The sequence below is a fragment of the Ruminococcus sp. genome, from assembly GCF_019423705.1.
Classification (GTDB): domain Bacteria; phylum Bacillota; class Clostridia; order Oscillospirales; family Ruminococcaceae; genus Hominimerdicola.
The window spans coordinates 1-22,973 of sequence record NZ_JAHZAX010000016.1 but is presented as its reverse complement, the minus strand read 5'-3'; the positions used below and the strand labels follow the sequence as shown (position 1 = coordinate 22,973).

At 45.6% G+C, this 22,973-nt stretch carries 20 protein-coding genes and 1 tRNA gene; 8 read left to right on the top strand and 13 right to left on the bottom strand.

All coding sequences use genetic code 11. The features are described 5' to 3' along the window. Window positions 1-80 precede the first annotated feature (80 nt). Entirely contained in the window at window positions 81-989 is a 909-nt protein-coding gene (locus QZ371_RS11145) for a LysR family transcriptional regulator (RefSeq protein WP_295213201.1), read from the bottom strand. Between the two features lie 316 nt (window positions 990-1,305). Between QZ371_RS11145 and QZ371_RS11140 the strand changes: the two genes are divergently transcribed. Further along, a complete protein-coding gene (locus QZ371_RS11140) occupies window positions 1,306-4,356 on the top strand; it encodes a leucine-rich repeat protein (protein WP_295213199.1) in 3,051 nt (1,016 codons plus the stop codon). Window positions 4,357-4,379: 23 nt separating this feature from the next. Continuing rightward, window positions 4,380-4,529, top strand: a complete 150-nt coding sequence (locus tag QZ371_RS11135; RefSeq protein WP_295213196.1) for a hypothetical protein — start codon at window positions 4,380-4,382, stop codon at window positions 4,527-4,529. A gap of 76 nt (window positions 4,530-4,605) precedes the next feature. Here QZ371_RS11135 and QZ371_RS11130 read toward each other — a convergent pair whose 3' ends face one another. The 4 genes from QZ371_RS11130 to QZ371_RS11115 all read right to left on the bottom strand — a co-directional run bounded on the left by QZ371_RS11130 (window position 4,606) and on the right by QZ371_RS11115 (window position 7,348). Then, on the bottom strand, window positions 4,606-5,148 hold the full coding sequence (locus tag QZ371_RS11130; RefSeq protein ID WP_295213193.1) for a Gx transporter family protein: 543 nt from the start codon (window positions 5,146-5,148) through the stop codon (window positions 4,606-4,608). Between the two features lie 13 nt (window positions 5,149-5,161). Further along, window positions 5,162-5,617 (bottom strand): NusG domain II-containing protein, encoded by a 456-nt coding sequence (locus QZ371_RS11125; RefSeq protein WP_295213192.1) that lies wholly within the window; start codon window positions 5,615-5,617, stop codon window positions 5,162-5,164. A 121-nt stretch (window positions 5,618-5,738) separates the two neighbouring features. Next, window positions 5,739-5,815 (bottom strand) — tRNA-Pro (locus QZ371_RS11120). A gap of 144 nt (window positions 5,816-5,959) precedes the next feature. Continuing rightward, entirely contained in the window at window positions 5,960-7,348 is a 1,389-nt protein-coding gene (locus tag QZ371_RS11115) for an MATE family efflux transporter (RefSeq protein ID WP_366558739.1), read from the bottom strand. A gap of 341 nt (window positions 7,349-7,689) precedes the next feature. Here QZ371_RS11115 and QZ371_RS11110 point away from each other — a divergent pair, with 341 nt between their 5' ends. Continuing rightward, window positions 7,690-8,184, top strand: coding sequence for a hypothetical protein (locus QZ371_RS11110; RefSeq protein ID WP_295213191.1), 495 nt, complete (start codon window positions 7,690-7,692; stop codon window positions 8,182-8,184). An 85-nt stretch (window positions 8,185-8,269) separates the two neighbouring features. Here QZ371_RS11110 and QZ371_RS11105 read toward each other — a convergent pair whose 3' ends face one another. From QZ371_RS11105 to QZ371_RS11095, 3 genes are read right to left on the bottom strand one after another with little or no spacing between them, the layout of a single operon-like run. Beyond that, a complete protein-coding gene (locus tag QZ371_RS11105; RefSeq protein ID WP_295213188.1) occupies window positions 8,270-9,112 on the bottom strand; it encodes a hypothetical protein in 843 nt (280 codons plus the stop codon). Between the two features lie 59 nt (window positions 9,113-9,171). Next, window positions 9,172-9,669 (bottom strand): hypothetical protein, encoded by a 498-nt coding sequence (locus tag QZ371_RS11100; RefSeq protein ID WP_295213186.1) that lies wholly within the window; start codon window positions 9,667-9,669, stop codon window positions 9,172-9,174. Then, window positions 9,662-10,936: a hemolysin family protein gene (locus QZ371_RS11095; RefSeq protein ID WP_295213179.1), complete on the bottom strand. Its 1,275-nt coding sequence runs from the start codon at window positions 10,934-10,936 to the stop codon at window positions 9,662-9,664. The genes QZ371_RS11100 and QZ371_RS11095 overlap by 8 nt, the downstream gene beginning before the upstream one ends. Window positions 10,937-11,314: 378 nt before the next feature. Between QZ371_RS11095 and QZ371_RS11090 the strand changes: the two genes are divergently transcribed. Together QZ371_RS11090 and QZ371_RS11085 are read left to right on the top strand one after the other, a co-directional pair. Next, window positions 11,315-11,800 carry a GtrA family protein gene (locus QZ371_RS11090; RefSeq protein WP_295213176.1) on the top strand — a complete coding sequence of 162 codons (486 nt, stop codon included), beginning with the start codon at window positions 11,315-11,317 and terminating at the stop codon, window positions 11,798-11,800. Between the two features lie 132 nt (window positions 11,801-11,932). Then, a complete protein-coding gene (locus tag QZ371_RS11085) occupies window positions 11,933-13,396 on the top strand; it encodes a fibronectin type III domain-containing protein (protein ID WP_295213174.1) in 1,464 nt (487 codons plus the stop codon). 77 nt (window positions 13,397-13,473) lie between these two features. Here the strand turns inward: QZ371_RS11085 and QZ371_RS11080 are convergent, their stop codons facing one another. The 4 genes from QZ371_RS11080 to serC all read right to left on the bottom strand — a co-directional run bounded on the left by QZ371_RS11080 (window position 13,474) and on the right by serC (window position 16,326). After that, window positions 13,474-13,767: a hypothetical protein gene (locus tag QZ371_RS11080; protein ID WP_295213172.1), complete on the bottom strand. Its 294-nt coding sequence runs from the start codon at window positions 13,765-13,767 to the stop codon at window positions 13,474-13,476. 147 nt (window positions 13,768-13,914) lie between these two features. Continuing rightward, window positions 13,915-15,066, bottom strand: a complete 1,152-nt coding sequence (locus QZ371_RS11075; RefSeq protein WP_295213169.1) for a 3-phosphoglycerate dehydrogenase family protein — start codon at window positions 15,064-15,066, stop codon at window positions 13,915-13,917. Between the two features lie 23 nt (window positions 15,067-15,089). Then, window positions 15,090-15,251 carry a hypothetical protein gene (locus tag QZ371_RS11070; RefSeq protein WP_295213168.1) on the bottom strand — a complete coding sequence of 54 codons (162 nt, stop codon included), beginning with the start codon at window positions 15,249-15,251 and terminating at the stop codon, window positions 15,090-15,092. Further along, window positions 15,244-16,326 (bottom strand): 3-phosphoserine/phosphohydroxythreonine transaminase, encoded by a 1,083-nt coding sequence (gene serC, locus QZ371_RS11065; RefSeq protein ID WP_295213166.1) that lies wholly within the window; start codon window positions 16,324-16,326, stop codon window positions 15,244-15,246. Before serC ends, QZ371_RS11070 begins: the two co-directional genes overlap by 8 nt. Before the next feature lie 422 nt (window positions 16,327-16,748). On the opposite strand from serC, the gene QZ371_RS11060 reads away from it, so the two are divergent. The 3 genes from QZ371_RS11060 to QZ371_RS11050 all read left to right on the top strand — a co-directional run bounded on the left by QZ371_RS11060 (window position 16,749) and on the right by QZ371_RS11050 (window position 21,990). Further along, window positions 16,749-16,937, top strand: a complete 189-nt coding sequence (locus QZ371_RS11060) for a hypothetical protein (protein ID WP_295213163.1) — start codon at window positions 16,749-16,751, stop codon at window positions 16,935-16,937. A gap of 245 nt (window positions 16,938-17,182) precedes the next feature. After that, window positions 17,183-18,706: a xylulokinase gene (gene xylB, locus QZ371_RS11055; protein ID WP_295213159.1), complete on the top strand. Its 1,524-nt coding sequence runs from the start codon at window positions 17,183-17,185 to the stop codon at window positions 18,704-18,706. A 710-nt stretch (window positions 18,707-19,416) separates the two neighbouring features. Next, window positions 19,417-21,990 carry a cation-translocating P-type ATPase gene (locus tag QZ371_RS11050; RefSeq protein ID WP_295213158.1) on the top strand — a complete coding sequence of 858 codons (2,574 nt, stop codon included), beginning with the start codon at window positions 19,417-19,419 and terminating at the stop codon, window positions 21,988-21,990. A gap of 153 nt (window positions 21,991-22,143) precedes the next feature. Here QZ371_RS11050 and nrdG read toward each other — a convergent pair whose 3' ends face one another. Further along, window positions 22,144-22,662: an anaerobic ribonucleoside-triphosphate reductase activating protein gene (gene nrdG / locus QZ371_RS11045; protein ID WP_295213156.1), complete on the bottom strand. Its 519-nt coding sequence runs from the start codon at window positions 22,660-22,662 to the stop codon at window positions 22,144-22,146. Between the last annotated feature and the right edge of the window lie 311 nt (window positions 22,663-22,973).

Here is a 22,973-nt window from a genome sequence, read left to right as displayed (position 1 = left end):
AATGATCGTACAAATAACAAAAAACCTACTGAGTTGCTAGGTTGTTTTTGTGAAAATAAGCAACGCAAATGCTTGGTTTGCTAGGGGTTCGGCGTGATGTATTTTTTCAGCGCAGCGATATAAAAATCGGTAAGGCTGTTTTTGAGCACTTTCGGGTTTGTGAGGATACCGACACGCATTGCGCCCTCGGCTTCAAGCGGCACGGCGACGATATCGCTGCCGTTAAGTTTTTCATCGATAACGCCGCTGCAAATGGTATAGCCGTTAAGTCCGATAAGAAGATTGAAGAGGGTCGCACGGTCACGGACACGGATATTTTTATCACGCTTTATGGTGCTGAGGATCTCCTCGGAATAGTAGAATGAATTATACTCGCCCTGCTCGAATGATAGGTATGGGTAAGGCTTTAGGTCGTCGAGGGTGACGGAGGCTCTTTTGGCAAGAGGGTTTGCTGAGCCAACAAAGACGTGGGGTTTTGCGGAAAAAAGCTCGGTAAAGGTCAAGCCGTTTGATTTTATGAGTTTGCGGAGGACGGGCTCGTTGAAGTCGTTGAGGTAGAGGATACCAATTTCGCTTTTCATTCTTGCCACGTCGTCGATGATCTCGTGGGTCTGAGTTTCACGGATACTGAAATCGTACTCCTCGCCGCCGAACTCTTTGATGAGATCGACAAAGGCATTGACTGCGAAAGAATAGTGCTGGGTGGAGATGCAAAACTGTCTTTTCCAAGTCTGTTTGCCCATATAGCGCTCTTCCAAAAGGCTTGCCTGCTCAAGCACCTGTCGTGCATAGCCAAGGAAGATCTCGCCCTCTTTTGAGACGATAATGCCTTTATTTGTACGGCTGAAAATTTCCACATTCATTTCTTTTTCCAGCTCACGGATAGCGTTTGTAAGGCTTGGCTGGGTGATGAAGAGCGATTTGGCGGCTTCGCTTATAGAGCCTTTCTCGGCGGTCGCCACCACATATTTAAGCTGCTGCAAGGTCATATTGCGCACCTGCTTTCCTATTATAATATAACAGATATTATTATAACAATAATTTGTGAAATTTTCTACTTATTGTTGGTGACATATACTTGTCATAATCGCCTAATAAATCAGCGCAAATTATACAAAATGTCGAAACATCAAGAAATAAAGTGCAAATGCTTGACACTAATTCACATATATTATATAATAGTATATGATAAATTGGCATAGTTGCAGGTACATATCGCAACGCAGATCAAAATTTGCGATTTGTGATAGGCTATTGCTGATATAAGGGGAGCGGCTTTGGCTGCTTTTTACAGGAGGTATTAGTATGAAGATGAAAAAACTGACCGCATTGCTGCTTTCGGCGATAATGGCGATCAGCAGCGTGAGCGTCACGGCGGTGGCGGAAGGCTCGCAGGTTGAGACTGGCGGACAGAATGAAGCGATTTCTCAGGGGTCGACCTGGCAGGACGTTGATCTGACGCCAACGGGCGGAGTTATCCAGCCGCAATCTATCGAGGTTTCGGAGGACGATGTACCCGAGGACGTAAAGGAATACACCATTGCGGACTACGCTGTATGCGTTGCGGAGGACGGCATTGCGCTGTTTACTGCGGACGGAAGTACAGAGCGGTATGATTCGGATTATGGACTTCAGCACCTTGGCGAAATAGCTGATGAAGATAAGGCGCAGGCTTTGTATTCACTCTTTGACGTTGTAGCTGAGGATTTTGAAGCAAGCGGAAAAAATATGGTTCCGGCAAATGACGCAAATCTTGCTTATGTCGGCTCTGTTAACTACAATCAATTCGGACTTACTAAAAATCAGGCGCTTGCGATATACAACACCTGGCAGCACGACCATCCAAAGTATTTCTGGCTTTGGGGCGGCGCTTATACAAGTAAGACTGAAATTTACGCTATGGTAGACAGTCAGTATTTCTCAGCAGAGGCAAGACGTGAGGGCGATGAGCTTATTGCTGAAAAGATGAAGGAATTCAAAGATGTCGCAGACAGATACAACACAGCCTATGATAAGGCTATGATCGTACACGACATTATGACTTCCGAGAACATTTACGATTATGACAGCACAGGTTCTCCTGCTTCCACACGCACGGCGCACAATGTTTTGGGATCTCTTGACGATGATCTTGACGGCGTATGCGAAAGCTTTGCAAAGGCTTATTCTATGGCGATGAATTACATCGGTGTTGAGTGCATTTATGCGGTGAATTACGATCACGCTTGGAATTACGTTAAAATGGACGACGGCAATTACTACGGCGTTGACGTTACTTGGGACGTAAACTGGAACAACACAGCGTATTATAATAAATTCTACGAGTGGTTTGGAAAGGGTTCTAATGAATTTACAGACGACAATCAGCATATCCCTTATGACACCACAGGAACAGGTTTTGAGTTCCTTTATTCGATTCCTGATATGCCGGCAAGCGATTACAAAACGCCCGAGACCTCGACAATTAAATATGAAGGATTTACATATTCAAAGGTCGGTCATTCGCTGATACTCACGGACGCAACTTCTGCAACGGGTGCCGTAGCTATCCCTGACAGAATTGACAACGATTATGTGAGAGTTATTTCAAGCGGTGCGTTTGCAAACAGCAAGATCACAAGTATCTATATACCTGAGAGCGTTGCAAAGATAGACGAGAGCAAGTATTATTACAATGGCGCTTTCTATAATTGTACTGAACTTACCAATGTAACATTACCATCAACTTTGAGATACCTCGGTTCTTTTGCATTCTTCAACTGCAACAACATCGACTATCTTTATATACCATATAAGACGAGTTCAAATTTTGGCATAACCGAAGATAAAGACGGTAACAAGGTATACAGGCTCGTTATAGGCGATTATGCTGTTGGTTATAAGAGCGATTTTACAACAAATTCGACCATAGTAAGAGGCAAGCACAACAGCCACGCTGAAAAGTTTGCAGCCAAGAACGGTCTTACATTCTGGGCAGACAAGGATTATATTTCTGACTGCGATATAAAGGTTTATGCTACAAGCCTGTCATATGCTAAGTATGAGATCAAACCATATGTAACGGTAAGAGAAGACGGCAAATATCTTGTACAGGACGTTGATTACACTCTCGAATACAAAAACAATGTTAATGAAGGTACTGCTAGTATCACTATAAAGGGTATTGATCCCTATGCAGGAGAGGTCACAAAGAATTTTGAGATCACAGCGTGTGAGCATTTTTCTGAGTATTTAAGCGCTTACAGACTTCCGACCTGCATATATGATGGTGTTAATGTTTATACCTGTCCGACCTGCGGCAACCAGCGACAAGAGATCGTTCCTGCCAAGGGACACAGCTGGGGCGAATGGGCAACTATGCAGGCTGCCACAAGGACAACGCACGGAAGATTAAGACGTGCTTGCCAGACCTGTGGAATATATGATTATGGCGTTATTCATCACTACTCACTTGGCAAATGCACAGTTGCAGATTGCGGCGTTTATGAAAACGGCGTTGGCGATATTATAGGCACAACTGTAAGTCTTAGCGACGCTATAAGCATCAATTTCTACGCTGACCTTTCATCTGACGCAAATGCTGACGATGTTGTTATGGAATTCACAGTTGGCGACGAGACTATCACCGCTAATCAGTCAGGCAAAAATGATAATGGTCTGTATCGTTTTGAGTGTCCGCTCAATTCAAAGCAAATGGACGCTACTGTTACAGCTAAGCTTGTATACGGCGACAAGTCAAGCAACAGCTTTGATTACTCCGTTTTAAGATATGTTGACTCTATAAATAAGGCGGCAAATGATGAAAATGCTTATAACCACAAAGAAGCAAAAGCCGCTCAGAGCCTTGTCAACGCAACATATCTTTACGGAATCACCGCAAAGTCATATTTTGATAACAACGGCGTAACTATTTCAGCTGATGATCTTAATAAGATAAATGCTGTTGATCTTAACGATTTGAAAGATCAGCAGATGTTCTCTAAGACAGACGATATCGAAGGCATTTCATTGTACGGACGCAGCCTTGTGCTTGAATCAAAAACAATTCTGAGAGTTTACTTTAATTTGGTTAGTGGAAGTGACATTTCAAATTACACATTCACATATAATAACCAAGCTCTCACCCCGACGCTGAAAAATGGTCGCTATTATGTTGATATCAATGACATTGCGCCTCATCAGCTTGGCGATGAAGTTAAATTGACTGTCAGCAAGGGTACTGAAACAATGACTGTTACGGACTCGCCGCTTACTTATGTTTATGCCGCAAGAAACCGCAACAGCGATCTTGTTACATTGCTGAAAGCGTTTGTACTTTATAATAAGGAAGCAAAAGCATACACAAGTGCTTCTTGATAGTAGAAAAGAGGAAAAGTAAAATGAAAAAAGAGAGATATTTTGAGCCTGAGATCGAAATAACAAAGTTTATTACAGAAGATGTTATGGCGGCTAGCACCGAAACAGATGTTGCGCCATATTCAGAGAGTGATGACAACAACGACTACGCAATTTTCAATATTCCCGACTAAATAACAAAACCACCGCCGCCCTGCTGAAAATATCAGCAGGGCGGCGGTTTTTATATCACATATATTTTTTCACCCGTCAATGTTGAAGCTGCTTTTGCAGAATTTTCAGCACCCTGCCCGAGACGAAGCCCAGCAGAAAGCCTGTTGCTACGGCGGCAATCATCAGTATTGGAAGATAATAGAATATCACGGCAGTTTTCATCACAAAGCAGGCTGCGGCGATCTGTCCAACATTGTGGAAAACTGCGCCGAGAACGCTGACGCCGACGATTGAAAATGCGCCCGTTTTCTTGACTGCGCACATTATTACAAAGCTGAGCAAGCCACCGGCGAGGCTGTATATTATCGACACGCCGTTGCCGAAAAGCAGTCCTGCGATCAAAATTCTTATGAGCGACACCGCCAGCACGTCCCAAACGGACAGGTAATAAAGCCCCGTGACCACCACGAGATTTGCCAGTCCGAGCTTTATTCCAGGCACGCCGAAATTGAACGGGATAAGCGCCTCGACATAGCTGAAGATCAGCGCCAAGGCAGCTAATGCGCCCACGGTGGTGACACGCTTTGCGGCTGACATTTTGGACATTTTTGACTTTTCATTTGCTTTCATTCTTGCCATTTCACCGCCCCCGCTATCTCACAACTGCGTCGATATCGTCAGAGCTGTCCGACTTTTCGCTCGTTTCGATCTCAACGGAAAGCTTGTGTGGCAGGCAGACTATGACCTCGCCTTTTCTCGAAATTCCGCCGTGGCTGACGCAATAGCCGTCGGGGCAATCCGCCTCCGCCATAAGGGCTTTGCCGTCTTTTATTTCCAGCAGATTATAGCCACCGTCGGTGTCGATCCTAACGGACTGATCTTTATCGAGGGGGTAGCGGCCGTATTCTTTGCCGCTGACGGTGACGACTGCGGTGGCGGTCTCCCCTGCTGCGGTGCTTTTGGGCGACAACAGAAAAACATACATCAAGACCGCCGCCGGCACAAGGGCAACGCTCAGAATAATATCCGCAATTCTAATGCTATACACGTCTTTTACACGTTTTTTCTCGCCAATTTCGCCGATCTTGGCGCTTTTGATGTTATCCAAGCTGCTGCTCCTTTCTGAAAAGCTGATATTTTCGGCTATTTTGATGATCTTGATGATTTTGATACTTTGAGTAAATGAAAATACAAAAAGCCCGCCACCACATTGTGATGACGGGCTAAACTGGTCGGAGTGACCGGATTTGAACCGACGACCTCTACCACCCCAAGGTAGCGCGCTACCAATCTGCGCCACACCCCGATCGACCACATATTATTATACACGATTTCGCCACGATAGTCAAGTCCCTTTCCTCTTTTTTCGCAATATTTTTTCCGACATAAAAGACAAAAAAGCAAAAAGGCAAAGCGCAGCTTGTCGCCGCACCTTGCCTCGTCGGGTATATTAAAGCTCCAGCTCTCTTTTTATCCTGCCCATTATTATCAGCGCCGCAAAAAGCCCCACAAGCTCGCCTATTGGCACAGCAAGCCATACAAGCTTTCCTGCATTGGCGGCAAATGTCAGACCAAAAGCCAGCGGCAGCGGCACTATCAGAAGTCTTATGAGCGATAGCACCAGCGAACCTATGCCGTGATCCAGCGCTTGAAAAATGCCTTGATATGCGATGTTCGCACCTGCAAAAATATATCCCAATGTGATTATCCTAATGGCATATTTGCAAAGCTGAGCGGTCTCGGCGGACAGCGAGAACACGCCGCATAGCGGATCGACAAACAGCTGCAAGCCCACCAGTCCCAACAGCATAAGCGCCAAAGTGTATAACATTCCGAACTTTATGCCGTCCTTCACACGCTTTTTGTCGCCCATACCGAAATTGTAGGAAACAACTGGGATAATGGTGTTGTTCATTCCAAATGCCGCAAAGAACACGAATTGCTGTATCTTGTAATAAATGCCATAAGCCGTCACAGCCGACTGGGATACCCTGCCAAGGATAATGTTCAAGCCATAGGTCATAACCGACATAAGGGCTTGGATTATGATAGCTGGAACGCCGATCTTGTAAATGTTTGCGATTATTTTGCCCTCCGGACGGAAAAATCTCACTCCCCTTGGTATCTCTTTGTTGCAGGCAAAATGCAGAACTGCGCCGATAGCCATTGTGATGATCTGTCCTGCAACGGTAGCGTAGGCCGCACCCTTTACGCCCATTTTCGGGAAAAAGCCAAGACCGAATATAAGCACAGGGTCAAGAACTATGTTCGTTATCGCTCCAACAAGCTGCGCTATGGTGGAATGGATTGTCCGTCCTGTCGCCTGCAAAAGCTTTTCAAATATCATCGAGCCCACAGCGCCGAAGGACATTACGCAGCATATGCCGAGATATTGTCCGCCAAGTTTAAGCGCCAAAGGGTCGGAAGTCTGAGTTTTAAGAAATGCCTGCGTTCCGAATAGTCCGAACAGCAAAAATACTATGTAGGTGCAAACGCCGATAAAAATCGCATTTTCTGCTATCTTGCCAGCCCTTTCAAAATTCTTTTCGCCGAGACTTCTCGAAAGCAGAGCGTTTATTCCCACGCCCGTTCCGACGCCCACGGCTATGATAAGAAGCTGTACAGGGAACGCCAGCGTCAGCGCATTCACCGCATATTCGCCCATATTCGCAATGCTGTCATCAGTCATTCGGCTCACAAAATAGCTGTCAACAATATTGTAAAACGCCTGCACCACCATTGAAATTATCATCGGCAGACCCATATTCATCATCAGCTTCGGTATAGGCATAACGCCCATTTTGTTTTCTTTTTGCAAATTCTGCACTTGTGTGCTCATCAAAATACCTCCCACGTCTTAAAAATGAACAACAAAATAATAAAACAATAAAAAACAGCGCAAAACCGAACTCAATCGGTCTTACGCTGTTTGCTGCTCATTGAAACAATATTGATCTTTTCTGTGTATATTATACCACATTTGTTAAAACAAATGTAATAGCCTTTTTCAACAAACTTTCGCTGATCTGACATTTGAATATTATTATTTTTGCGGTGAAGCGTTTGTCCCCCAGCCTTGACATTTCCCACGCCATATACTATAATTAAAATAACAAAACTGTATGCTTGACCTGTTGATTTGTGACAAGCATACAAGTCAGCGAGGTTTGAAGATTTGCGATGAAAAGAAAGATCATTGTGGCAGTCATTGCGGCGGCGGTGTTTGCGGTCATGGTGCTGGTGATGAATATAACGCCGAATGTGGAGGTCGGCAGCGTGGTGCTCACCTGCGGCGGCGATAAATACGAGCTCCCCGGAACGCAGACCCAGCGTTATTACAGGGGCAAAAGCGATAAGCTGGGCAAAGAGCCCGAACTTGAAACGCTGCTCAAAGAAGCCCCATCTTTCGATGTTGAGGCAGCGCTGGATAAGGACGGCAAACTTGTGCTGAAAACGCCGATGACCGTGTCCGTCAGCGGCAAGATCACGGGGGATATCCTCTATACGGTGTACGATTATGAGGGCAATGTGCTCAGCAAGGCGCAGAAAAAGCTTTCCTTGCCCGACGATAATATGAACGGCTGCATAGTCAGAGCCGCCGTGAAATGGGGCAAGGACGGCAATTATCTCGAGGAAGTCTATTATTTCGCTGCGATGTATGATATCAAAAGATAAGATTCGCCCACTATTGGATGTGGCTTAAATAAAAAGGGAGACGCCGTGTCTCCCTTTTATTTTTTGTATTCCAAATATCACAAGATCAGCACATCTGAAAGCCGATTATGCCCACCATACACACAAGGCTGCCGATAAATCTCAGCTTTGTGATCGGCTCTTTTCTCAGCAGAGCGATTATGAACAGCGAGCAAAGTATCATCGGCTGAATGAACGAGGCCGTTGCAAGGCTCACGGCGATTATGGCGTTCTCCGCCAGCAGACCCGCCACGTTCGGTATCTTTGTGAGAATGACCACCCAAGCGCCTTTGACATTTTTGCGATACATCTGAACAGGCTTGGCCCTTGGCAGCAGCACGATCGCCATAAGTATAAGTGCGAAAAACAGCGCCATTGTCGATGATATGTAGTCCGCCGAAGCCCTTACAACAATGCCGTAGCCGTATCGTGCCAGCAGATAGAATGTCAGCGGAAGGGCTATCCTGCGGTAGTTTATTTTTGCGCCAGAGGAAGTGTCCTCTCTGCCCGACTTTGCGATGAAAATAAGTCCTGCGACTGTAACGATTATGAAAATGAACTTGAATACGCTGGGCTTTTCGCCGAGGAAAATGTCCGTTGCGTATGACATAAACAGGGTTATGCCAAGCCAAGCTTTTAGCTCGAATGCCGATATTTCAAGCAATATTATGGCAGAAAGCTTAAATTCGAGTATCTTTGACAGGCAAAGCAAGGCTATCGCCGCAAAGGACTGCCAGCTTATTACGAATGTTCTGTCTAAAACCGGCAGGCAGCAAGCCATAAAAACGGCGGTCGCAGCCGCCATCATAAAGCCCAGCTCGTCTCCGTTGAATTTTGCTGTGGAAACTGCGTACTTATCGCTGAGGGAACATATTGTGTAGCATACGACTACGAGTGCAAGTAATAACATTATTTTTTCTTCCTTGATCTATGATTTTTCTATACTTCTATTTTTATGCTTTATGCTTTTTATTCTTTATTTTTAGAAAGCTTCACCATTGCCAAAATGCCAAGAATTATGGACACAAGGGTCGCAAAGGCTAGGAATATCCAGCTTGCGTACTGGCTCTGAACGAACTCCGTCTGGGTCTGGCTGCCGATAAGATTGCTAACTGCGTTGTCGGCTTTGCAGGCGGCGAGGAGCATTATAAGCGCCATTCTGAAATTCATTATGCACGCCACCGAGCAGAAAACATTTATTATCCCCTGCCCAAGGCAAACGCCGATATCGTCGTTCACATAGCCCATTATGCCCTTGACTGCGCACATTACGCACAGGAAAGCGTACACGATGAAAAGCCCGAAAACAATAGCTGTCGGCAGCACTTTTTCCGTCTTGATGATGTAATTTATCAGTCCGCCCAATGCGCCCATAAACGCCACAGAGCCGAAAAGCCCTGCGCACGCCCACTTTCTGTATGAACGCTCCGACTTCTTCATCTTCTCTGCTTTTATCTGCTTAGGCATTTTCGTCCTCCATATCGTCCTTATTTATTTTGATCTCGTCCTCATCGACTTTAAAGCGTATCCTGTCGATCTTCTGCTCGTCCTCCATTTTTATGGTCATTTCAAATGGCGGACAACTTACAACTTCGTTCTGCTCCGGTATGCGGTCTAGGATATCCATTATCCAGCCGCCGAGGGAAGTCCGCTCCGTCTCGATAGTGTCCTCGGGGAGACCCATTCGGTCGAGAAAATCTGACACAGAAAGCTCTGCCGACGCTTCAAACTGTCCGTCGCCCAGCTTTACAAATGATGTGTCCTCCTCGTCGCTTTCGTCGTATATCTCACCCACAAGTTCCTCGATTATATCCTCGAGAGTGCAAATGCCTTCCGTTCCGCCGTACTGATCCAGCACCACAGCCATATGCACCTTTTTGCGCTGCATTTGTCTGAGAATGTCCGATATCTTGCGGTTTTCCGTGATATAAAGGGGCTTGTTCATAATTGCGGAAATGTCCTTTTTGCCCTTGAGATATATCTCAAAAAAGTCCGACTGGTGGATAAGTCCGATGATGTGGTCGATATCCTTTTCATATACAGGAAGCCTTGAATATTTCGACTGTATAAACAGCTTTTTGATATCCTCCATATCGTCGTGGAGCTCAACGCCCTCGATATTCACTCGGGGGACGAGTATCTCGCTTATGGTTATCTCGTCAAAGTCCAATGCCGACTGCACAAGCTCCGACTCCTGCTTTTCGAGGACGCCCTCGTCCTGTATCTCGTCGATTATGTACTTGAGCTCTTCCTCTGTTACGGACGGCTGATCTTTTCCGCTGCTGACAAGCTTTGAAGCGCCGTTTTTGATACCCATAAAAATTGCGGTCAACGGCGTGATTATGAACATAAACGCCGAAAGGGGCGCTGCCATCAATATGGAGAACCGCTCTGAATTCTCTTTGGCAAGGCTCTTCGGCAAAATCTCGCCGAAAATAAGCACCAGCACAGTCATAACGATGGTTGCGATACCAACGCTTCCTGCGCCAAATTTTTCGGTAAAAAGCACCGTCGCAAGTGACGAGGACGAAATGTTCACAACATTGTTGCCGATAAGGATTGCCGTCAGCGCCTTATCGAAATTGTCGCATATGTAAAGAGCTTTCTTAGCCGACTTGCTGCCCTCGTCCGCAAGCTTTTTCAACCTTATACGATTGCAGGAAGAAAAAGCCGTCTCCGTCGCAGAGCACACGGCTGAGATCATCAGAAGAATTGCTATCACTAAAACTTTCATTAAATAAATGTTCCTTTCCGCCTTTTGGCGAGACAAATTAAAAATAAAAATTATATTGGGTGCGACCGACTGTTAAAAAGCACTAAACGCACCCTTGATATCAGACTACATATAGCTATCATAACATATTTTTTAACAAATTGCAACAGTAATGTTGAAAAATCCGTGTAAAAGCGTTATAATAATAGGACAATAACGACAATCGTGAGAATTTTCAAATAACATTCTCTCTATAACGTATATCGTATGTAGGGGCGAAAAATGTTATTCGGCAAGGCTCACAACAATTTACGTTCGCCCGTTTTTAGCCGTATTTTTCGCATAAGCATAAACAGCGTTATGTGTATTACACCAAAATTTCAACAGGAGATAATGAAAATGGCAAAAAAAGAAAAAGATATTTTTGACAGGATAATGGACTGGAAGATATTCGGCTGGTTCAGACCCTTTTATGTAAAAAACAAGGAAATGCTTTTGTATCTGTTTTTCGGCGTGCTGACAACAGCGGTGAGCTTTGTGACCGCTGGACTGTCAAAAATGCTCTTGGAGCAGCTTGGCAGCGGCAAGGGCATTGTTTCCACCGCAAGCACGGTGTTTTCTTGGATATGTGCGGTAACGTTCGCCTATATCACAAACAGGATATGGGTGTTCGAGTCTGAGGCAGAAGGCGCAAAAGCTATCGCCTCGGAGGCGGCGTCATTTTATGGCGGACGTCTTTTCACCCTGCTGGTTGAAATGCTTATGATGTGGCTGGGCTATTCCCTGCTTGCGTTCAATTACTGGGCCACAAAGATCGTGGCAAACGTGATCGTGCTCATACTAAACTATATTATCAGCAAGCTGCTGGTATTCAGAAAAAAATAGCCGACGGGTCACACCTTTTGGCATTTTGCCGATAACAAAGGCTCACGCTTGACAAGCTTTTGGTGATATGTTATAATAATGATAGTCGCTTGTGATACTGGCGGCTATTATTTTTTGCTTTGGGGGAATTCTATGAAGCTCAAACTTTCTAAGCTTTCGGCGGCGGTCTGCGCAATGGTTATGTGCATAAGCGGCGCTGGAGCTGTTTCGGCTGACAATATCAACGTTTCATCAATCATAAATACAGTCTCGTCTGTTTCGGCGGCAAGCATTGCAAAGCCTGCTCTCAACAGCGATTATGACAGCACTAAGACCACCGCTTCCGTATCTTGGAAGTCCGTCAAGGGCGTGCAGGGCTATGAAGTTTGGTACTATCTTGAAAACACCGACAAATGGTACAAAGCCGGCACGACGTCAAAGTGCAGCTATACCATAAAAGGCCTCGGCGCAGGTCTGAGATACGGCTACAAGATCAGGGCTTATAAAAGTTCCGGCTCGAAAAAGACTTACGGCGGCTGGTCGAAAACAAACTATTTCGCAACCATCCCAACGGATATGAAGATCACCGCCGTGAACAGAGATTCCGACGCCGTTCGTGTCACCTGGAAATCGCAGAAGTGCTCAAAGTATGAACTCACGATCTATCAAAACGGTAAGAAAATACAGTCGGTATCGGTGAGCAACAAGAATATCGACTACACTTTCAGAGGTCTCAAACGTGATACAAAATACACAGTCGAGGCAAGGGCGAAAAAATATGGCGGCGGACGTTATGCAAACGGCTGTTTGATCGCAGTATCCACCACTACAAAGCACAATAAAGCCCCCACGAACGTTAAGCTCACAGCAAAAACAGGCAGCGTAAAGCTTGAATGGGGGGACAGCTCAAAGGCGGATAAATACCGCATTTACCGCTATAACGACAGCACAAAGAAGTGGGAACAGCTTGCGGAGACAACGGACAAGTATTACTATGATATCAAACTTTCCGCAAACAAGGCCTACAAATACAGGATATATTCCTACAAGACCGAAAAGGGCAAGACTTATGAGGCTTTGACCCGTGACAAATCCTGCACAACGCTTAAAAAGCCTTATACCGCCACCACGAGCCGCACAAAGGACGTTTGGGTGGGCGATTCGAGGACAGTTCATCTAAGGCGCTATGAGGATATCGAAACTATCGCAAAAAGCGGCGAAGGCTACAAATATCTCACCGAGAATATGGACAAGATATGCGCATTGAAAAATGCAAACATCATTTTGAACCTCGGCGTTAATGATCTGAAAAATCTTGACAAATATGTTGAAGCCTACAACAAAATTTACGACAAGACAAAGGGAAGCTGCACAGTTTACTTTATGACCATCAACCCCTGCACAGGCGAAAAATACGGCTATCGTGAAGAGATAATAACGAATTTCAACAACACGATGAAGCAGAAGCTCAACAAGGGCATAAAGATAATAGACAGCTGCGAATATCTCCGCTCAACTGGCTATGATTCCTATGACGGCCTGCATTATTCCCCTGACACCTGCTCGAAAATTTACTATTACGTTTGTCAGACTATCCACGGCACTTTGAAGAAATAAAACATAGATATGCAACTATACAAAAACGGGCGAGCCGCAGCGGTTCGTCCGTTTTGTTTTGCTTTGAGTTGTTGCTTTTAATCCCTGTACATAAGCGTAACAGCCATTCCGTTTATCACGCCCACAACTATTCCGCAGGCGATAAAAAACACCTTGATAGGCAGATTGAACACCATTGATATAAGTCCGAACACGATAACGAACGCCATTGCTCCGCCTATCTGCACAAGGAATTTTTTCTTCACGATAACAGGGAAACGCTCCGCAAGCTTTGCGGTCTTGTTACCCTTGTGGTCTATTATCCTGTAAATAAGCTGCGTGAGCGCCATCGGTATTCCTATAAAGAGTATCGCCATAACCAGTTTTTCCATTTTTGATTCCTCCATTTTTCACTTATAAGTTATAAATTTGCCATAGTTTTTGATGTTTCTAATCAAAAAGGCCGCCCGAGACGCAATTCGTCCACGGGCAGCCCCATTGCTGCATATTTTCGTATATTATGCTATTATGCTCTTTTATTAAAGAACTCTTACGCCAACAACGCCTTCGATAGCCTTGAATGCGTCAGCGTCAACATCGCCTGTAACATCGAGCATTGTGTAAGCCCAGTCCTTCTTGGACTTGTTTACAAGGTTCTCGATATTTGCGCCCTTGTCAGATACAACAGAAGATATCTTTGCGATAAGAGCAGGAACGTTCTTGTGAAGAACGCAAACCAGGTGATCGCCTGTCTTAGCAAGCTCTGCATTCGGGAAGTTTACTGAATTCTTGATAGTACCCTTCTCGATATAGTCGATAAGCTCGTGGGCTGCCATTGTTGCGCAGTTGTCCTCAGACTCAGGTGTGGAAGCGCCAAGGTGTGGGAGGACGATAACATTCTCTTCGCCGAGAACAACATCGTCAGCAAAGTCAGTTACATACTTTGCTACCTTGCCGTCCTTGATAGCCTTTACGACAGCCTCGCTGTTGATAAGCTCGCCTCTTGCGAGGTTGATAAGACGAACGCCGTCCTTCATCATTGCTATCTGAGCTTCGTCGATAGTGTTCTTTGTATCAGGTGTATAAGGAACGTGGATAGTGATATAATCGCTTTCCTTGTAGATATCGTTGATATCGGCTGTTACCTTTACAGAAGGCTCAAGCTGGATAGCTGCGTTTACTGAAAGGAATGGGTCATAGCCGATAACGTTCATTCCAAGAGCAACGGCAGCGTTTGCGATCTTTCCGCCGATGGCGCCGAGACCGATAACGCCAAGTGTCTTGCCGAGTATCTCTGGGCCTGCGAACTTAGCCTTGCCGCCCTCAACAGTCTTTGGAGCGTCAGGTGTGCCCTTGAGTGAAGCAGCCCAAGCGGCAGCCTCTGTGATCTTTCTTGAAGCAAGAAGCAGCGCACAAATAGCAAGCTCCTTAACAGCGTTTGAGTTTGCACCAGGTGTGTTGAATACAACGATACCCTGCTCTGCGCACTTCTCGACTGGGATATTGTTTACGCCTGCGCCTGCTCTTGCAATAGCAAGAAGGCTCTCGGGCATTTCCATATCGTGCATTTTAGCCGAACGAACCATTATAGCGGTAGGATTCTCGGCATTGTCGCTTACTGTGTACTTAGCCTTGTCAAAGATATCAGTACCGCAGGCAGCGATCTTATTCAGAGTTAAAATATTATACATTTCAATTACCTCTTTCAAATGGTTTACGAGATCACTCTGACAAGCAGGCAACCGACTATCACAATGCCAAAGATTACAGCCGCAAGCTTAGCCCTCACACTGTTTTTTCTTTGCATTCTTTCACGCCAATCGTCATGCCGCATAGTGTCAAGTGAAGATATCATCTTTAAAAGACGATCAAGCATTCTCAGCCTCGAACTTCTTCATAAATTCAACAAGCTTTTCAACGCCCTCGATAGGCATAGCGTTGTAGATAGAAGCTCTCATACCGCCGACAGTTCTGTGACCCTTGAGGTTCTCAAAGCCTGCTGCCTTTGCCTCTGCAACGAACTTCTTGTCAAGCTCAGCGTCGCCTGTTACGAAAGGAACGTTCATAAGTGATCTGTCCTCAGGAACTACTGTGCCCTTGAAGAGCTTGCTCTCGTCGAGGTAATCATAAAGGATCTTAGCCTTCTTCTCGTTGTGAGCCTTCATAGCCTCAAGGCCGCCCATCTTCTTTATCCACTTGAATACCTTGCCGCAGATGTAGATGCCATAGCAAGGAGGTGTGTTGTAAAGTGAATCAGCGTCAGCCTGTGTTTTCCACTTGAGCATTGTTGGTGTGCCCTCGAGAACGTCATCTGTGATGAGGTCTTCTCTGATGATAGCGATAACAACGCCGGCAGGACCAACGTTCTTCTGAACGCCGCCGTAGATAACGCCGTACTTTGTTACGTCAACAGGCTCAGAAAGGAAGCAGGACGAAACGTCAGCAACGAGTGTGTGACCCTTTGTGTTAGGCAAAGTCTTGAACTTTGTACCATAAATAGTATTGTTCTCGCAAATGTAAACATAGTCAGCGTCCTCAGGGATATCGAGGTCTGAGCAGTCAGGGATATAAGAGAAAGTCTTGTCAGCGGAAGACGCAACGGCAACAGCCTCGCCGTACTTCTGAGCTTCCTGATAAGCCTTCTTAGCCCATTGACCTGTGATTATGTACGCTGCCTTCTTGTTCTTCATAAGGTTCATAGGAACGGCTGCGAACTGCTGGGAAGCACCGCCCTGAAGGAACAGAACTTTATAATTATCAGGGATACCCATAAGGTCTCTGATATCCTTTTCAGCTTCCTTGATGATGTCATCGAACGCCTTGGAACGGTGGCTCATCTCCATTACACTCATACCTGTGCCCTTGTAATCGAGCATTTCGTCAGCAGCTTCCTTGAGCACTTCCTCAGGAAGAACGGCAGGACCTGCGCTGAAGTTATATACTCTACCCATTGTTAAACCCTCCATATAAATTATTTTCAACATTTAACATTTATAAAAACTATAAATATATAAACTAATAATAATATTATATGCCTTTTATGAAAAAAAGTCAAGGGCTGCCATCTAAAAATAAGCACATATCATAACTTTTTCGGCATAATTTGTGTAAAAATTGCATAACGGCAGTAAAAATCCTGCATTTTCACCGCTGTTATGCCTTTTTGTAGTTAAGTGGTATGAAAAACAGGAATAGGGCGAGTGCCTTTGGGAAGCTCAAAAATGCGTTGATTTCTTAACAAAAGTTTAAATTTATTTGCCTGCGCTTGAAATCCCACCGCCTGTATAGTATAATAAAATTATGATAGTTGTATATAAATTGTTATACTATTTTACTTTTCTATCATCATATGAAGAAAGAGGCAAAGACACAAATGCAAAAGATTTTCTATGTTTCAAGGCAAACAGAAGAGACTGCCGACGGACAGACAGGTCACGCACCGGATATGGACAGATTCCAGCGCATCGACAAGCTCAACGAGCTCATCGCCCGTGGCTGGTCTATCAAGGAATTCAAGGAAGAGGAAGAAAGCTCTTATTTCGTGCTTGAAAAGGCGGACTAGAGCGACTGCGGCAGACCATAATAAAAATCGAACGACCGGGCAACGATCTTGCTGACCATATGTAGGGGCGAACATCGTTCGCCCGTTATTTTTTGCGTTTTTTTTATTTTTTGCCACTATCCGCACTTTTTATAACAAAAAGTCCCCACGGGTATTGCAATTGTGTGAAAGATGTTGTATAATAAATGTAATCGTTTTAACGAACATAAATGACACTATACATATTATAAAAGGAGAAAAGAACTATGGCTTATGTAATCGGCGTTGACTGCGGCACGAGCGGCACAAAAACGGTGCTTTTTGACGAAAAGGGCACGGTCATTTCCTCTGTTACTATCGAATATCCAATGTATCAGCCTAAAAACGGCTATGCAGAGCAGGACCCTGCTGACTGGGCAAATGCAATGATAAACACTATCAAGGCGGTTATGACTAAGAGCGGCGTTGACAAGAACGACGTTGCAGGCGTGGGCATTTCTGGACAAATGCACGGCCTTGTTATGCTCGATAAGGACAACAACGTCCTCAGAAAGTCTATAATCTGGTGCGATCAGAGAACTGCTGCGGAAGTTGAAGAGATGAACGAAAAGCTCGGCAGAGAAAAGCTCATCAAGATCACGGCTAACCCTGCCCTCACAGGCTGGACGGCTGCAAAGATACTTTGGGTAAAGAACAACGAGCCAGACATATACGAAAAGTGCAGACACATTTTGCTGCCAAAGGACTATCTCAGATTTATCCTCACAGGTGAATATGCAACTGAGGTATCTGACGCAAGCGGTATGCAGCTTCTCGATGTTCCTAACCGCTGCTGGTCAAAGGAAGTCTGCGACACATTGGGCATCGATATGTCAATGCTGGGCAAGGTATACGAGTCATGCGAGGTAACGGGCAAGGTCACAAAGAAAATGGCTGAGCTCACAGGCCTTAAAGAAGGCACAATCGTTGTTGGCGGCGCAGGCGATAACGCTGCCGCTGCTATCGGCACAGGCGTTGCTGAGGACGGCAAGGCTTTCACTACTATCGGCACTTCGGGCGTTGTATTCGCCCACACTTCGTCTATCTCTATCGACCCTAAGGGCAGAGTTCACACCTGCTGCGCAGCCGTACCAAATTCTTGGCACGTTATGGGCGTAACACAGGGCGCAGGCCTTTCCCTCAAGTGGTTCAGAGATAATTTCTGCAATGCTGAAAAGGAAACAGCAAAGTGTATGGGCGTTGACGAATATTATCTTATGGATAAGGAAGCTGAAAAAGTTCCTGTCGGCGCAAACAGACTTCTTTATCTGCCATATCTTATGGGCGAGAGAACACCTCACCTTGACCCTGACGCAAGAGGCGTGTTCTTTGGTCTTTCCGCAATGCACACAAAGCGTGATATGCTCAGAGCCGTAATGGAAGGCGTTTCATATTCGCTGAGAGACTGCGTTGAGGTATTCAGAGAAATGGATATCAACGTTTCAGATATGATGGCTTGCGGCGGCGGAGGAAGCTCACCGCTTTGGAGATCAATGCTTGCCGATCTTTACAACTGTCCTGTAAAGACAGCTTCATCAAAGGAAGGCCCAGCCCTCGGCGTGGCACTTCTTGCGGCAACAGGCGCAGGCATTTACTCATCAGTACCAGAGGCTTGCAAAGCTGTTGTCAAGACAGACAAGATACAGCAGCCGGAAGCTGAAAGAGTTCCAGAATACGAAAAGTATTACAAGCTTTACACGGAAATTTATCCTGCACTCAAGGCTGAATTTGCAAAGCTTGCTAAGATGTGATTGCTTACATTATAGTATGATTTTTTATCGGATATGATCGCAAGATCGCATAAAACAGGAGAATGATAAGTTCGCCTGTCGGTTTGTTGATAAAGTGTCAAACAAGTGGGACGTCGAGGACGCCGTCCCCTACATATGCGCTTAAATACGCTGTTTGTATGTAGGGGCGAGCTGCGGTCGCCCGTTGATTAGCCACTTTTGCAACATTCTGACAGGCGAATGGAAGTTCGCATGTTTTGTTTTGTGTGGCTATTCATAAACGCACGGCTATTCATAGACGTTGCTTCGCACAAATGTTCCACGTGGAACATTCATCATTTTTTTGGTCAAAATTTTACTAAAAAAAGTATTGACAAACGAAAAAATTTCAGTTATAATAATCTCATAGTAAAAGAGAGTAGCTGGCGGAGTGATCCGTTTATGTTTGCGTCAATACGTTCCGATGAGGGACCGCTTCATATCTAAACGGCGAGACTTTTATTGATTAAATTGCCATAGGCGCAGTTTACCCAATAAACGTCTTGCCGATTTTTTTATGCTTTTTAAGTGACGTTTATGAATTGCGGAAAGCTTCGCTTTATGGAGATCGGAGGGGAAAAGGATAAAGGACAAAAATAATTATCGGGGATACTAATTTGTATATTTATCTGAATGTACGAATGTAAATCACAAACAGAACTTTAAAACACAAAACAAAAAGGTGGTATTTTATGCAGCAGTATCAAAAAAAGCTTGACGAGCTTTACAGCGAATATTCGTCGGGCGAAAACGGACTGACTACCGAACAGTCGGTGAAAAACTGCGAAAAGTTCGGACGGAATGTTATTACAGAGGGCAAGAAAAAATCTATCCCGATGATATTCCTTGAGCAGTATAAGGATTTTCTTGTTGTTATCCTTATAATTGCGGCAATAGTTTCAGCGTTTATGAAGGACGTTGAAAGTTGTGCGGTAATACTTGTGGTCATCACGATGAACGCCATTCTCGGAACTGTTCAGACTGTCAAGGCGGAAAAGTCGCTTACAAATCTGAAAAAGCTTTCCGCCCCGACTGCGAAGGCTTTGCGCAACGGCGAAAAGGTATTGATCCCTTCTGAGGAGATCGCTGCGGGCGATGTGCTCCTTATCGAGGCGGGCGATCAGATATGCGCAGACGGACGGCTTATCGAATGTGCTTCCGTGCAGGTGAACGAGTCCGCCCTCACAGGAGAGAGCGTGAACATTGACAAGGATATGAGCGATATCAGCGTCGAAAAGCCTTTGGCTGAGCGTGCAAATATGGTATACTCCGGCTCATTCGTCACATACGGCAGAGGCAAGATGATCGTGACGGAAGTCGGAATGGATACAGAGGTGGGCAAGATCGCCACACTTATCCAAAACGCTTCAGAGCGAAAGACCCCTCTTCAAAACACTCTTGACGAGTTCGGCAAGAAGCTTTCTATTGCGATCCTTATCGTATGCGCAGTTGTTTTCGGACTTAGTATGCTCCATGGCGGCGAGCTTATGGACTCATTTATGTTTGCGATCGCACTTGCCGTTGCGGCTATACCTGAAGCGCTTAGCTCTATCGTCACTATCGTGCTGTCCTTTGGCACGCAGAAGATGTCAAAAGAAAATGCTATCATAAGAAAGCTCCAAGCTGTTGAGGGCCTTGGCAGCGTGTCCGTTATCTGCTCCGACAAGACAGGTACTCTCACGCAGAACAAGATGACTGTCAGAAAGATCATGGTATACGGCAGGATAATCGACACGGACGCAGTTGATCTTGACGACGAAAAGGTCAAGACTATGACAAGGGCGATGATACTCTGCAACGACTCAAGCTGCAAGGACGGCGTTGAGATCGGCGACCCTACTGAGACTGCACTTATAAACTTCGGCGTAAAGCTTGGCATCGACCCCGAAAAGGTCAGAAGCGATCTGCCGAGAATTGCGGAGATACCGTTTGATTCAGACAGAAAGCTTATGTCGACTTTGCACAACATTGACGGCGAGAACATTCTTTACGTCAAGGGTGCGGCTGACGTGCTCATAAACAGGATAACGTCAAGCGATGATGAAAAGGATATCATCACTCAGCGTGTTGCGGAGCTTTCCGAAAAAGGTCTGCGTATACTGGCGTTTGCTCAGAAGAAATTTGACGGCACAGAGGTCTGTCCTGAGGACGAGGACGGACTTGAATTTGTTGGACTTATCGCAATGATGGATCCGCCGAGAGAAGAGTCAAAAGCGGCTGTTGCGGAATGTAAAAAGGCAGGCATAAAGCCTGTTATGATAACGGGCGACCACATTGTAACGGCTTCGGCTATCGCCCGTGAGATCGGTATTCTTGACGATGGCTCAAAGGCTGTCGAGGGTCACGAGCTTGACGCTTATTCAGATGAAGAGCTTGTTGACTTTGTAAAGGACAAGGCTGTTTACGCCCGTGTTACACCAGAGCACAAGATAAGGATAGTAAAGGCTTGGCAAGCAAACGGCTGCATAGTTTCGATGACAGGCGACGGCGTTAACGACGCACCAGCCCTCAAGCAGGCAGACGTCGGCGTTGCAATGGGTATCACAGGCACAGAGGTCTCAAAGGACGCAGCCTCGATGGTGCTTGCGGACGACAACTTTGCGACGATCGTAAAGGCCATAAGAAACGGACGAAACATTTACGAGAACATCAAGAAAGCAATACTTTTCCTGCTTTCGGGCAACTTTGCGGCAATTCTCGTGGTGCTTTTCAACTCTCTGCTGGGACTTCCAGTTCCGTTTGCGCCTATCCACCTGCTGTTCATAAACCTGCTGACGGACTCGCTCCCGGCTATCGGATTGGGACTTGAGCCACACACGGAAGAGGTTATGAAGCATAAGCCGAGAAAGGCTGACGAGTCGATCTTGACACGTTCATTTATAGGACGCATCGGACTTTACGGCGTTATCATCGCCATTGCGGTAGCTGCGGCGTTCCTCATCGGCAACAAGACAAGCGCAGCTCTTGGAATGACGATGGCGTTTGCGGTGCTCTGCTCTGCAAGACTTTTCCACGGCTTCTCCTGCAAGAAAAACGGCCCTGTTATCTTCACAAAAGAATTTTTCAACAACGGCTTCGGACTTCTTGCATTTGCACTTGGAATGGTATTCCTTAACGCAGTTCTGCTCGTTCCGCCTCTCAAAGGACTTTTCAAGATCGCCGATATGACAGGAATGCAGTTTGCGTGGATATACATTCTGAGCTTTGGCTCAATGCTTGTTATCCAGCTTATCAAGGCGATATTCTTTAGCAAGTCGGATAAGTAAGATCAGAAATTCGACGACATAGTGTTATAAACGGGACGTCGAGGACGCAAATTGTTGTGAGCATTGTCGAACAACAATTTTCCCACACATAGTAAAAACCGCTCTTCGTGATATCACGGAGAGCGGTTTTGTTATTTGTTTATATTTATATAGCTATATATCCTCACAAGGCAGCCAAATGCCCTTTTGTTTATGGAGTATGCGCTGATTTTCAGAGCCACGGAAATGCAGAGCGATATTTTTCTTTTCAAGTACGAACTCGCCGTCCACAAGGTAGTCGATAAGGCTGAGCATTTCGTCGGTATATTCCGTTCTATAAGGTGAATTTGCGCCCTCAAGCAAGTCTGTCTCTAGGGTACAGCCTGTATAGCACCAGACGTCCTTTTGGGGCAGCTCGGTTTTCACACGTCGCAGAAGCTTTGTAAGCTCGGGCTGATTTTCAGGCTCCATAGGCTCTCCGCCCAGCAGGGTAAGGCCTTTTACATAGCTCTTTGAAAGGGCGGCAAGCAGCTCGTCGGCGGTATCACTCGTGAACGGTCTGCCATAGGCAAAATCCCAGGTCTCAGGCTGAAAGCAGCCTTTGCAATGATGTCTGCACCCCGACACGAACAAGGTGACCCTGACCCCCACGCCGTTTGCAACGTCGGTCTTTTTTATCTCGCAGTAATTCATATGTTCAGCCCCTTTCGTGGGTTTGCGGTTATAGGTTATAATGGTAAAATAATCACAAGAGCCAGAGGTCGCACCCTCTGGCTCTCTTTGTGTACACCCGAAGGAGTACCTTGTATCGTCTGATGTTATTATACACCATAGTTTTAGTTTTGTCAATAGGGCGGTTTATATACGATAAGTTAGATCATTCGTGCAAAACAAGCAACAAAAAACGCACCCTGCAAGCCTGCAAAGTGCGTAAATACGTTGGTGCGCCAGAAGGGACTCGAACCCCCGACCTACTGGTTCGTAGCCAGTCACTCTATCCAGCT

Bases quoted from the DNA above. Each gene is read 5' to 3' on its own strand.
- QZ371_RS11145 (WP_295213201.1), bottom strand. From the start codon at position 989: ATGACCTTGCAGCAGCTTAAATATGTGGTGGCGACCGCCGAGAAAGGC.
- QZ371_RS11140 (WP_295213199.1), top strand. From the start codon at position 1,306: ATGAAGATGAAAAAACTGACCGCATTGCTGCTTTCGGCGATAATGGCG.
- QZ371_RS11135 (WP_295213196.1), top strand. From the start codon at position 4,380: ATGAAAAAAGAGAGATATTTTGAGCCTGAGATCGAAATAACAAAGTTT.
- QZ371_RS11130 (WP_295213193.1), bottom strand. From the start codon at position 5,148: ATGGCAAGAATGAAAGCAAATGAAAAGTCAAAAATGTCCAAAATGTCA.
- QZ371_RS11115 (WP_366558739.1), bottom strand. From the start codon at position 7,348: ATGAGCACACAAGTGCAGAATTTGCAAAAAGAAAACAAAATGGGCGTT.
- QZ371_RS11110 (WP_295213191.1), top strand. From the start codon at position 7,690: ATGAAAAGAAAGATCATTGTGGCAGTCATTGCGGCGGCGGTGTTTGCG.
- QZ371_RS11105 (WP_295213188.1), bottom strand. From the start codon at position 9,112: ATGTTATTACTTGCACTCGTAGTCGTATGCTACACAATATGTTCCCTC.
- QZ371_RS11100 (WP_295213186.1), bottom strand. From the start codon at position 9,669: ATGCCTAAGCAGATAAAAGCAGAGAAGATGAAGAAGTCGGAGCGTTCA.
- QZ371_RS11095 (WP_295213179.1), bottom strand. From the start codon at position 10,936: ATGAAAGTTTTAGTGATAGCAATTCTTCTGATGATCTCAGCCGTGTGC.
- QZ371_RS11090 (WP_295213176.1), top strand. From the start codon at position 11,315: ATGGCAAAAAAAGAAAAAGATATTTTTGACAGGATAATGGACTGGAAG.
- QZ371_RS11085 (WP_295213174.1), top strand. From the start codon at position 11,933: ATGAAGCTCAAACTTTCTAAGCTTTCGGCGGCGGTCTGCGCAATGGTT.
- QZ371_RS11080 (WP_295213172.1), bottom strand. From the start codon at position 13,767: ATGGAAAAACTGGTTATGGCGATACTCTTTATAGGAATACCGATGGCG.
- QZ371_RS11075 (WP_295213169.1), bottom strand. From the start codon at position 15,066: ATGTATAATATTTTAACTCTGAATAAGATCGCTGCCTGCGGTACTGAT.
- QZ371_RS11070 (WP_295213168.1), bottom strand. From the start codon at position 15,251: ATGCTTGATCGTCTTTTAAAGATGATATCTTCACTTGACACTATGCGG.
- serC (WP_295213166.1), bottom strand. From the start codon at position 16,326: ATGGGTAGAGTATATAACTTCAGCGCAGGTCCTGCCGTTCTTCCTGAG.
- QZ371_RS11060 (WP_295213163.1), top strand. From the start codon at position 16,749: ATGCAAAAGATTTTCTATGTTTCAAGGCAAACAGAAGAGACTGCCGAC.
- xylB (WP_295213159.1), top strand. From the start codon at position 17,183: ATGGCTTATGTAATCGGCGTTGACTGCGGCACGAGCGGCACAAAAACG.
- QZ371_RS11050 (WP_295213158.1), top strand. From the start codon at position 19,417: ATGCAGCAGTATCAAAAAAAGCTTGACGAGCTTTACAGCGAATATTCG.
- nrdG (WP_295213156.1), bottom strand. From the start codon at position 22,662: ATGAATTACTGCGAGATAAAAAAGACCGACGTTGCAAACGGCGTGGGG.